We start from the raw sequence: 12,354 nt of genomic DNA, 5'->3' as shown, positions 1-12,354 counted from the left end.
AAGCCCATTGAATGGACATTAATAAGCAAGGGTTTGCTATATGAGGAACTGTATCAATTCACTATCGTTACTTCGTATGACACAGAACTTCTTTGTCAAAATATTAATAATCTGAATCTGCTGTTAAACCGTTCACAATTGCAATACCTGCACTTGCACCGATTCTTGTCGCACCAGCATCAATAACCGCTTGAGCTTGTTCAGCGTTACGCACTCCACCAGACGCTTTCACACCGATATCAGGGCCTACTGTTTTACGCATAAGCGCGATATCTTCTACTGTTGCTCCACCTGTTGAAAAACCTGTTGATGTTTTTACATAGTCTGCACCAGCTTTTACTGATAGTTCACAAGCTCGTACTTTTTCTTCTTCTGTTAATAAGCATGTTTCAAAAATAACTTTTGTTAACGCTTTCCCTTTTGCTGCTTCAACAACTGCACGAATGTCACGCTCTACCAATTCGTCATTTTTGTCTTTTAAAGCACTGATGTTGATAACCATATCAACTTCTGTTGCCCCTTTTTCAATCGCATCTTTTGTTTCAAATGCTTTTACTTCAGGCGTGTTTGCACCTAAAGGGAAACCAATTACTGTACATACTTTTACATCTGTACCTTTTAATAATTCTGCAGCTAATTCAATCCAAGTCGGATTGACACATACAGAAGCAAAATTATATTCTTTAGCTTCTTTACAAAGTTGCACAATTTGGTCTTTCGTTGTATCTGCTTTTAAAGCTGTATGATCGATCATTTTTGCAATATGTTGTGTCATTGTATGTCTCCTTTCAATTTGTACAAGGTTGTCCGTACCTCTCTCATCATATCACTAAACTTTAAAATTGACGAGCAAAAATTTTTACGTTGTTAGTTTGCCATTTCTACTTAACAAAAATGCTCGGTATATTAAAATATACCGAGCATTTTTGTTAAGAGCTCATTCTTTCAGGAACAGGTACGTCGTCCATTACTCGAACAAATTCTCCTTCATTGTATGGATAACCTGCTTTTTTAATTTTAACTTTAACAAGCTTTCCTACCATTTCTTCTGTTGCTTGAAGCGTCACTTTTAAATAATTATCTGTATAACCAACATATAAGCCGCTCGTTGAATCTTCTTTGTATACTTCTTCTGGAATGACTTCAAGTACTTCTCCTTCAAACTGTGAAGCATACTCTTTTGCTAATTGATCAGATAAGGCAATGAGTCGGTGAACACGCTCATTTTTTACTTCTTCATCAACTTGGTCTGTCATTCTTGCAGCAGGCGTTCCTGTACGCTTTGAATAGGGGAATACATGTAGTTCCGAGAATTTATGTTCTTTAATAAAATTGTATGTTTCCATAAATTCTTCTTCTGTTTCACCAGGAAATCCAACAATCACATCAGATGTAATCGCTAAGCCTGGTAAAGCTTCGCGAAGACGATTTAATCGCTCTCCGAAGAATTCCATTGTATATTTACGGCGCATACGTTTTAAAACTGTATTTGAACCTGATTGAAGCGGAATGTGTAAATGACGAACAACAATGTTCGATTTATCTAACACGTCAATGACTTCATCTGTAATTTGGCTTGCTTCGATAGAAGAGATACGTACACGTTTTAATCCTACTACTTTTTCCTCAAGGTCACGTAAAAGTTGAGCTAGGTTATAATCTTTCATATCTTCACCGTATCCACCTGTATGAATACCTGTAAGAACGATTTCTTTATAGCCAGCATCCACTAACTTTTGAGCTTGTACAACAACTTCTTTTGGATCACGTGAACGCATTAACCCACGTGCCCACGGAATAATACAGAACGTACAAAAGTTGTTACAGCCTTCTTGAATTTTAAGAGAAGCACGCGTACGATCTGTAAATGCAGGCACATCTAGTTCCTCATATACACGTGACTTCATGATATTGCCTACTCCGTTAATTGGTTGACGCTCTTCTTTATATTGTTCAATATATTCAAGCATCTTCACACGATCTTGCGTTCCAACGACAATGTCTACTCCAGGAATCGCCATAATTTCCGCTGGAGATGTTTGCGCATAACACCCTGTTACACAAATAACTGCATCAGGATTTTTACGTACTGCACGACGAATAACTTGTCGGCTTTTTTTATCGCCTGTATTTGTTACTGTACATGTATTAATCACATATACGTCGGATGTTTTTTCAAATTCTACACGATCATAGCCTTCCGCTTTGAAAAGCTGCCAAATCGCCTCTGTTTCATAATGGTTTACTTTACAGCCTAATGTATGAAAAGCAACTGTTGGCATAAGATCACCTCATCATTTCAGTTTGATATGAAACAGCCGCCAAAACATAAAGTGGCGCTGTTTCTGCTCGTAAAATGCGTGGACCAAACCCGCATAAAATAAAGTCATTTTCTGATAAAATGGATACTTCTTTATCTGTTAGCCCACCTTCTGGTCCAATGACAACTAGGAGAGACTCTCCTTTGTTCATGTTAGAAAGTGTAGCATGTAACTTAGTTGTTTCTCCTGCTTTTGCCTCTTCTTCATAAGCTACTATTTTATAATCGTATGACTTGCTTAAGTGAAGTAATTGTTGCATATTAACAGGATCAACTACTTGTGGAACAACAGTTCGATGTGACTGTTCTGCCGCTTCTTTTGAAATCTTGTTCCAACGCTCTATCTTTTTCTTCCCTTTTTTCTCATCCCATTTTACAATTGAACGAGCCGCAATAAAAGGGACAAACATAGTAGCACCAAGTTCGGTTCCCTTTTGAATAATGAGCTCCAGTTTATCCCCTTTAGGCAGACCGTTCACAATCGTTACAGCAATAGGTAATTCTTTTTGTTCACTTAACCATTCTACAATAGACAATCTGACTTCGTTACCGGAAATATTTTGAATTTCACAAAGAGCGGAGTCACCTTTTTCATTGCAGCAAATAACCTGATTACCTTCAGACATTCTCATCACTCGTACGATATGATGCGCGTCGTCTCCAGAAATCGTTACATGTTGCTCTTGAAATTGATTATTCTTTAGAAAATACCGTTGCATGTTCGCACCTTCTCTATCATAAAGTAAACTTGCTATCAATGAGAGAAACTGCGACAAAGGCAGGGAAACACACCGCATTTGTCACAGCTCACATCAGTCCTTTTCTATAGAGCCTACTAAATCAGCGAAATAAGCAGAAAAGGAATGTTGCTTATAAGACAGCTCTTTTTTAAACAAGCCTATTGATATACTTAAAGTGAAGAGAACGGTTATTCACCTTTTTGAGCAATAATGGCTACCCAGTCTTCCATAACTGTCACTTCTTTGATAATAAAGCCGGCTTTTACAAGCGCTTCTTTTACTTCGTCTTTTTTTGCACTAATAATGCCAGACGTAATGAATACACCATTAGGTTTTAACACACGTGCTGCATCATCAACAAAGCGAACAATCACTTCTGCTAAAATGTTTGCAACTACTACATCAACAGGACCTTCAATGTTATCTAATAAGTTGTTTTGAGATACTGTTACCACATCGTGTACTTTGTTTAATTTAATATTTAAGCGTGCAGATGCTACTGCCACTTCATCTAAATCAAGAGCCTGTACATCCTTTGCTCCAAGTAGACCAGCACCAATACTCAATACACCTGATCCTGTTCCAACATCAATCACTGTATCGCCTGACTTGACTGTGCGTTCTAGGCCTTGTAGAGACATAACAGTCGTTGGATGAGTTCCTGTACCAAACGCCATACCTGGGTCTAATTCAATGATTAACTCATCTGTACTAACTGGCTCATATGTTTCCCAAGTAGGTACAATTGTGAAACGTTCAGAAATTTTAACAGGATGATAATATTTTTTCCATGCTGTTGCCCATTCTTCTTCATTTACTTCACTAATTGTTACTTTATTAGCACCCAAATCAAAGTCATAAAGAAGCAATCCATTAATTGCTTCTTTAATTCCTTCAACGGTTTCACCTAAAAAACTGTTAACAGGCACATACGCTTTAATGATGACACCCTCTTCAGGATAATCATTGGAATCGAGTTGGTAGATTTCGCCGAACTTTGTATCTCTGTCCTTCACTAAATCTTCCGGATCCTCAATCACAACACCACTAGCTCCTGCTTCATGTAAAATATGTGAGATTGGTTCAATTGCTTCTTGTGTCGTATGAATACAAATTTCAGACCACTTCATATCTACCAACTCCATTCCTTTCTGTGTACATCGTTATGATTTTATTTATTCACCTTTAAAAGCACGCTTCACTTTCGCAAAAAGAGAGTCATGTTGCTCATCTGGCGTTCCTTGACCGCTAAGCTCTGCAAACTCACGCAATAATTGTTTCTGCTTTTCCGATAATTTTGTCGGTGTCACAATTTTTACGATTACATGTTGGTCGCCTTGACCATATCCACGAACATTTGGAACACCTTTACCTTTTAATCGGAATTTCGTACCTGTTTGAGTGGCAGCTGGTATTTTCAACTTTACTTTTCCATGTAACGTTGGAATTTCAACTTCATCACCTAATGTTGCTTGCGCAAACGTTAATGGCATTTCGCAATAGATGTCATCTCCATCACGCTCGAAGAACTCATGACCTCGCACGTGGAATACCACGTAAAGATCTCCTGCAGGTCCTCCATTGACACCTGGCTCTCCTTGACCAGATACACGTAGCTGTTGACCATCATCAACACCGGCTGGAATTTTGACGCTAATCTTTTTCGTCTTTGTAACCTTTCCAGCACCGTGACACGTTTGACATTTTTCCGTAATTTGTTTACCAGTTCCATTACAGTAATGACACACTCGACGGTTTACAATACGTCCAAATGGTGTATTTTGTTCAACATTTAACTGACCAGAACCTTGACAGTGTGAACATGTGTTGACTTTTGTACCAGGTTTGGCTCCACTTCCGTCACATGTATCACATGTTTCTTCACGTGGAATTTCAATTGTTGTGTCTTTTCCAAATACCGCTTCTTCAAATGAAAGCGACATTGTATATTGAAGATCTGCCCCTTGTCGTGGAGCATTAGGATCTCGGCGGCGACCACCACCACCAAAAATTGAACTAAAGATGTCTTCAAAGCCGAAGCCTCCGCCGAAGTCAGAACCTCCACCGAAGCCTCCAAATCCTTGATTTGGATCTGTATGACCAAATTGATCATAGTGGGCACGCTTTTGATCATCACTTAATACTTCATAAGCTTCTTTAATTTCTTTAAACTTTTCTGGTGCATCCGCATCTTTATTAATATCTGGATGATATTTTTTTGAAAGTTTGCGATAGGCTTTTTTTATTTCGTCTTTCCCGGCATTATTGCCCAAACCGAGTACTTCATAGTAATCCCGCTTACTCATCAATACTCACTCCCGAATCGTTTCACATAAAGGTTATTGTATCACTATTGATATTTTCATCGCAACATAAAAGTTACGTCTACTTTTCAACCTTATTATGAGATGTCATAATTTATATCAATATGATGCTAAAAAGCCAAAGCCAAGGTTAAATGGCTTTGACTTTTTATACATCTTAGCTCGCTTCAAAATGAGAATTGGCTAGAAAGTGCATTCACTTTCTTAAGACTCATTTTATCGCTATTATTATTTTTTATCGTCGTTTACTTCTTCAAACTCTGCATCGACAACATTATCATCTTGCTTTGCTTGACCTTCTTCGCCGCCTTGTGCTGCTTGAGCTGCTTGTTGTGCTTGCTCATAAAGCTTTACAGATAATTGTTGAACGATTTCTTGAAGAGCATCTTTTGTTGTTCTCATCTCTTCAAGGTCATTCTTTTCAATTGCAGCTTTTAATGCATCTTTTGCTTCGTTTGCTTTTGTTACTTCCGCTTCATCCACTTTGCCTTCTAGATCTTTTAATGTTTTTTCAGTTGTAAACACTAATTGATCTGCTTCATTACGTAATTCAACTTCTTCTTTACGTTGTTTATCTGCATCAGCATTTTCTTCTGCTTCTTTTACCATGCGGTCGATTTCGTCATCAGATAAACCTGTTGAAGATTTAATTGTGATTGCTTGCTCTTTGTTTGTACCAAGATCTTTTGCACGTACATTTACGATACCGTTTTTATCAATATCAAATGATACTTCGATTTGTGGCACACCGCGTGGAGCTGGTGGAATATCTGTTAATTGGAAGCGACCTAATGTTTTGTTATCAGCTGACATTGGACGCTCACCTTGAAGCACATGAATGTCAACCGCTGTTTGACTATCTGCTGCTGTTGAGAATACTTGTGATTTACTTGTTGGGATTGTAGTATTACGCTCGATTAACTTCGTAAATACGCCACCCATTGTTTCGATACCAAGTGAAAGTGGTGTAACGTCAAGTAAAACAACATCTTTTACATCACCTGTTAATACTCCACCTTGAATAGCAGCACCTAGTGCAACCACTTCATCAGGGTTTACACCTTTATGAGGCTCTTTGTTTGTCTCTTTTTTGATTGCTTCTTGTACAGCCGGAATACGAGTTGATCCACCAACTAAAATAACTTTATCAAGTTCACTTGCTGACATACCCGCATCTTTTAATGCTTGACGAACAGGCGCCATTGTACGTTCAACAAGAGTAGCAGATAATTCTTCAAATTTAGCACGTGATAACGTTACTTCTAAATGAAGTGGTCCTGCTTCACCAGCTGTGATGAATGGTAAAGAAATTTGTGTTGATGTAACACCAGATAAATCTTTCTTCGCTTTTTCAGCTGCATCTTTTAAACGCTGAAGAGCCATTTTATCTTTTGATAAGTCGATGCCGTTTTCTTTTTTGAACTCAGCAACTAAATAATCAATGATTACTTGGTCAAAATCATCTCCACCAAGACGATTGTCACCAGCTGTAGCGCGAACTTCAAAGACACCGTCCCCTAGCTCAAGGATTGATACGTCAAACGTACCACCACCAAGGTCATATACAAGGATTGTTTGGTCTTCGTCTGTTTTATCTAAGCCATATGCAAGAGCTGCTGCTGTAGGCTCGTTAATGATACGCTCTACTTCAAGACCCGCAATACGCCCAGCATCTTTTGTAGCTTGACGCTCTGCATCGTTGAAGTAAGCAGGTACTGTAATAACTGCTTTAGTTACTTCTTCACCTAAGTAAGCTTCTGCAGATGCTTTTAGGTTTTGAAGAATAATAGCTGACATTTCTTGAGGAGTATATTCTTTTCCTTCTACTTCAACTTTATAATCTGTTCCCATATGACGCTTAATAGAGATAATTGTATTAGGGTTTGTAATGGCTTGACGCTTTGCTACTTCCCCTACTTGACGCTCTCCATTTTTAAATGCCACAACAGATGGAGTCGTACGATTACCTTCTGGATTTGGAATAACTTTTGGTTCGCCGCCTTCTAAAACAGCAACACATGAGTTAGTTGTACCTAAGTCGATACCGATGATCTTACTCATTGACTACTACCTCCTAATAATTTATGTAGTTTATTGATTATTGATTAACTTTTACCATTGATGGACGAATCACTTTATCTTTTAACCTATAGCCTTTTTGAAATTCTTCTATTACTGTGTTCGGCTCATGTGAATCCTCTTCTACTTGCATAACCGCTTGATGTTCGTAAGGGTCGAATGTCTTTCCTACAGCTTCAATTGCTTCTACTCCTTCTTTTTGAAGAGCTTCCACTAATTGACGATGCACCATTTCCATCCCCTGTAACACAGCTTTTGTCTGATCGTTTGCTTCAACTTGCAAAGCACGCTCAAAGTTATCAAGTGCTGGTAAAATATCCGTGACTAAGCTTTGTGCACGATATTTTTCAGCAGCTTCTGCATCTAAGCGTACACGACGACGGAAATTATCAAAATCAGCTTGGAGACGTAAGTAGCGATTCTCTTGTTCTTCAAGCTGTTGCTTTAATTCATCAACTTGCTGTTGAAGTGGATTTTCTACAGTTTCTTCTACTGTGTCATTTTCCTGTTCCACATTTTCAACTTTTTCAATCACATCTTCTACTTGCTTTTCGTTCGACAATGAACTCACCTCCCTTAAAGAATACCTAACATATGTAAATCGGATGAAAATAAGGTTCTCTTCACCCGACCTATCAACATTAATACTTATTGTATAAGTTCGTCAATGCTTTTGACATATCAGACGAAAGAACATGTAACAAGCTAACAACACGAGAATATTCCATACGAGTTGGTCCAAGGATTGCAATCGTCCCTAACTGTTCTTCACCTAATGAATAGGTTGCTGTAATTAAGCTACAATTTTCCATTGCACTGACTTCGTTTTCTCGTCCAATTTTAATATCAATACCAGCTTTATTTGCTCTTAGCATTTGATAGACCTGTTGTTCTTGTTCAATCATCGTCAGTAAAGCACGCATTTTATCAACATCATTAAATTCTGGTTGGCTAAACATATTGGTTTTTCCACCAATAAAAATCTTTTCATCTGTTTTAAGTTTTAGCGTACTGCTTAATATCGACATTGCTTGTTCGTAGTTTTGAATATTAACTTTTAACAATTTCGCAACTTCTTTATACATCTTATCTTGTAAATCAACAATTGATACCCCAACGAGCTTATCGTTCAAGATATTAACCATCTTCTCAACATCAGCTGCATTCATGGAAGTTGGCAATGTCATCGTTTTACTTTCTACATAACCTGTATCTGTTACAATAATTGCAACAGCAGAACCAGGAGAAAGAGGTAAAATTTGCAATTGCTTTAACTTATGGTTGATTACTTGTGGGCCTAGCACAATAGACGTTAAGCTTGTTAAATCAGATAAAATTTGTGCGGATTTTTGTACCACTTGTTCTAGTTCAACGATTTTTTCTGCAAATAGAGACTTAATTTGCAAAGCATCTTTGTTTTCTAAAAGCGATGGTGTTAGCAAATGATCAACATAATAACGATATCCTTTTTCTGAAGGGACTCGACCTGATGAACTATGTGTCTTCTCTATAAACCCTAACTCTTCTAAATCAGACATTTCATTACGAATGGTCGCTGAACTAAAGTTAATATCAGGTTTTTTAGACAGAGTTCTAGAGCCTACAGGCTGTGCAGATCGAATGAAATCATCTACTATCACTTGCAAAATAAGCAGTTGTCGATCAGTTAGCACATTTCATCACCTCTGTTAGCACTCTTGAATAACGAGTGCTAAATCTAATAATAAATTACCAAAACGGCTTTGTGATGTCAACGTTTAGATTCCACCAATAAATGCCTGAAACACCTCGTTACCTAAAAAGCGGCCCTCTCGAGTGAGATAAAGGGAGGAATCTGTTTCTTCTAATAGTTTTTTCTCTTTATATTGTTGAATAGGTTTAGCAAAAACAACTGAAAGGTCCACTCCGTATTTTTCTTTAAAAATCTCTTTTGATACCCCTTCTGTTTTACGCAGCCCTAAAAATATTTCTTCTTCCATCATCTCTTCTTTTGATACTTTGTTCTCTTCCAAATAAGGAAATCCTGTTTCTTCAATCATGGACATATATTTTTTTAACGGTCCACTATTGGCTCTTCGAACACCATTTACATAACTATGAGCTCCTGCGCCGATTCCATAGTACTGAGAATTATCCCAATATGTTAAGTTATGCTTACTCTCATATCCTGCTTTTGCAAAGTTACTAATTTCGTATTGATTGAACCCATGCTTTGACATCTCTGACATAAGCACATCGTACATAGTCGCTTCTGCTTCATGTGTAGGTACATGCAATTTGCCCTTTTTCATTAAGTTATAAAACACAGTCTTTGGCTCAATGATTAACGAATATGCTGACATATGCTCTACATCAAGGGAGAATGCTGTTTCTAGCGTTTCTCTAAAGTCTTCCACTGTTTGATGAGGCAAACTATACATTAAGTCAACACTGATGTTATCAAAGCCCACTTTCCTTGCAGAATCAATCGCTTTAAACGCTTGATTTTTTGTATGAACACGCCCAATATTTTTTAAAAGGTCATCGTTAAAGGTTTGCACCCCAATGCTTAATCGGTTCACACCATACTCTTTTAGTATTTTTAATTTTTGTTCCGTTAACTCATTTGGGTTTGCTTCAAATGTAAACTCCCCGTTTTCTTCTAAAGGCAAATGCATATGAATAGATTGTAAAAAATAGTCTAATTGTTGCTCGTCTAATGCAGTAGGTGTTCCACCACCTACAAAAATTGTTTGTAACCCATTTGTCGGATATGCCTGAACCGTGTTTTTCATTTCCTCTCTCATCTTTTCTAAATAAGGGAAGACTGGTTGATTTTCGAAAAACACTTTATTAAAGTCACAGTAATGACATATATGATGACAAAATGGTATATGCAAATACGCTGCTTGTACCATTTACTTTCACCTCAAATTACGTATCAGTAGTTAAATGATAAAAATACCGCAGAGTCCATCTGCGGTATTTTTATCATATCAAAGCTTTTATCTATTTTAAAAGAAACATGAACTTTTATTTGTCATCGTCCATTTTTAATACAGCCATGAATGCTTCTTGTGGTACCTCAACCGATCCTACTTGTTTCATACGCTTTTTACCTTCTTTTTGTTTCTCAAGAAGTTTACGTTTACGTGAAATATCTCCACCATAACACTTAGCTAATACATTTTTTCGAATCGCTTTAATCGTTGAACGAGCCACAATCTTTTGGCCAACAGCAGCTTGAATAGGTACCTCAAACTGTTGACGCGGAATTAATTCCTTTAGCTTCTCAACAATTATTTTTCCACGTTCATAAGCCGAGTCACGGTGAACAATAAATGACAATGCATCGACTTTTTCACTGTTTAATAAAATGTCCATTTTCACAAGTTTAGATGGACGGTAACCAATTAATTCATAATCGAAAGAAGCATACCCTTTCGTATTTGATTTTAATTGATCAAAGAAGTCATAAACAATTTCAGAAAGTGGAATTTCATAGACAATACTTACTCGATTCTCATCGAGGTATTGCATATCAAGAAACACACCACGTTTTTTCTGACAAAGCTCCATAACAGCTCCCACATAATCATTTGGAAGCATCATTGTCGCTTTAACGAATGGCTCTTCTACACGCTCAATTGTTTGTGGATCCGGCATGTTTGCTGGATTATCTACTGTTAGTTTGCTTTCATCTGTTAAAAACACTTCGTAAATAACACTTGGTGCTGTTGTAATTAAATCAATTTTAAACTCACGCTCAATACGCTCTTGGATAATCTCCATATGCAGTAGTCCTAAGAACCCACAACGGAAACCAAATCCAAGTGCTTGAGATGTCTCTGGCTCGAATTGTAAAGCAGAGTCATTTAACTCTAGTTTTTCAAGCGCATCACGCAAATCGTTGTACTTAGCTGTGTCAATTGGGTATAATCCGCAATATACCATTGGGTTTAAGCGACGATAACCTGGTAGTGGCTCAGTTGCTCCACCTTTTGCATGAGTAATGGTATCCCCCACACGCGTGTCTCCAACGTTTTTAATTGCAGCCGTTAAGTACCCTACATCTCCAACTGTTAATTCTTGTTTTGGAACTGGCTTTGGAGTTAACACTCCAATTTCAGTTACTTCAAACTCTTTACCAGTTGCCATCATCTTAATTTTATCGCCGATTTTCACAGTTCCTTCCACTATACGAATGGATGCAATAACACCTCGGTATGCATCGTATAAAGAATCAAAAATAAGCGCTTTAAGAGGAGCATCAGGATCTCCTGGTGGAGCTGGTACCTTTTCAACAATTTGTTCTAAAATGTCTTCAATCCCAATACCTGCTTTTGCAGAGGCTAATACCGCTTCTGATGCATCTAAGCCAATAACGTCTTCCACTTCTTGACGAACACGTTCAGGCTCTGCACTCGGAAGGTCAATTTTATTAATGACAGGTAAAATTTCAAGATCATTGTCTAACGCTAAATAAACGTTAGCTAATGTTTGTGCTTCAATTCCTTGTGCTGCGTCTACAACAAGAATCGCACCTTCACACGCTGCTAAACTACGTGAAACCTCGTATGTAAAGTCGACGTGTCCTGGTGTATCAATAAGATGGAACGTGTATTCCTCTCCATCTTTTGCTTTGTACGTAAGTTGTACCGCGTTTAATTTAATTGTAATACCGCGCTCGCGCTCTAAATCCATAGAGTCTAAAAGCTGCTCTTTCATTTCACGTTGTGATAACGCATTTGTTTTTTCTAAGATACGGTCTGCTAATGTAGACTTTCCGTGATCTATATGTGCAATAATCGAAAAGTTACGTATTCTCGATTGGCGCTTTAATTTCGCTTCTCTATCCATCGTCTTTTTCACTCCTACTAAAACTCGACAAACTTCACTAGATTAAATTATA

The 12,354-nt window shown here is 37.7% G+C and carries 10 protein-coding genes; all 10 read right to left on the bottom strand.

Annotated features, from left to right (window positions below):
* Positions 1-103: 103 nt before the first annotated feature.
* Positions 104-775: a deoxyribose-phosphate aldolase gene (deoC, locus tag JOC83_RS01500; protein WP_205182814.1), complete on the bottom strand. Its 672-nt coding sequence runs from the start codon at positions 773-775 to the stop codon at positions 104-106.
* 154 nt (positions 776-929) lie between these two features.
* Positions 930-2,282: a tRNA (N(6)-L-threonylcarbamoyladenosine(37)-C(2))-methylthiotransferase MtaB gene (mtaB, locus tag JOC83_RS01495; RefSeq protein WP_205182812.1), complete on the bottom strand. Its 1,353-nt coding sequence runs from the start codon at positions 2,280-2,282 to the stop codon at positions 930-932.
* Between the two features lie 4 nt (positions 2,283-2,286).
* Entirely contained in the window at positions 2,287-3,039 is a 753-nt protein-coding gene (locus tag JOC83_RS01490; protein ID WP_205182811.1) for a 16S rRNA (uracil(1498)-N(3))-methyltransferase, read from the bottom strand.
* A 209-nt stretch (positions 3,040-3,248) separates the two neighbouring features.
* Positions 3,249-4,190, bottom strand: coding sequence for a 50S ribosomal protein L11 methyltransferase (gene prmA / locus JOC83_RS01485; protein ID WP_205182809.1), 942 nt, complete (start codon positions 4,188-4,190; stop codon positions 3,249-3,251).
* 45 nt (positions 4,191-4,235) lie between these two features.
* Positions 4,236-5,366 (bottom strand): molecular chaperone DnaJ, encoded by a 1,131-nt coding sequence (gene dnaJ / locus JOC83_RS01480; protein WP_205182807.1) that lies wholly within the window; start codon positions 5,364-5,366, stop codon positions 4,236-4,238.
* 246 nt (positions 5,367-5,612) lie between these two features.
* Positions 5,613-7,445 carry a molecular chaperone DnaK gene (gene dnaK, locus JOC83_RS01475; protein ID WP_205182804.1) on the bottom strand — a complete coding sequence of 611 codons (1,833 nt, stop codon included), beginning with the start codon at positions 7,443-7,445 and terminating at the stop codon, positions 5,613-5,615.
* Between the two features lie 37 nt (positions 7,446-7,482).
* Entirely contained in the window at positions 7,483-8,025 is a 543-nt protein-coding gene (gene grpE / locus JOC83_RS01470; RefSeq protein WP_205182802.1) for a nucleotide exchange factor GrpE, read from the bottom strand.
* Between the two features lie 79 nt (positions 8,026-8,104).
* Positions 8,105-9,136: a heat-inducible transcriptional repressor HrcA gene (gene hrcA, locus JOC83_RS01465; RefSeq protein WP_205182800.1), complete on the bottom strand. Its 1,032-nt coding sequence runs from the start codon at positions 9,134-9,136 to the stop codon at positions 8,105-8,107.
* Between the two features lie 84 nt (positions 9,137-9,220).
* Positions 9,221-10,360, bottom strand: a complete 1,140-nt coding sequence (gene hemW / locus JOC83_RS01460) for a radical SAM family heme chaperone HemW (RefSeq protein ID WP_205182798.1) — start codon at positions 10,358-10,360, stop codon at positions 9,221-9,223.
* Between the two features lie 115 nt (positions 10,361-10,475).
* Positions 10,476-12,302, bottom strand: a complete 1,827-nt coding sequence (lepA, locus tag JOC83_RS01455; protein WP_205182796.1) for a translation elongation factor 4 — start codon at positions 12,300-12,302, stop codon at positions 10,476-10,478.
* Positions 12,303-12,354: the final 52 nt, after the last annotated feature.

This window comes from Priestia iocasae (genome assembly GCF_016909075.1).
GTDB lineage: Bacteria > Bacillota > Bacilli > Bacillales > Bacillaceae_H > Priestia > Priestia iocasae.
Note: the sequence above shows the minus strand (reverse complement) of the source record. Positions and strands in the feature narration are given on the sequence as shown.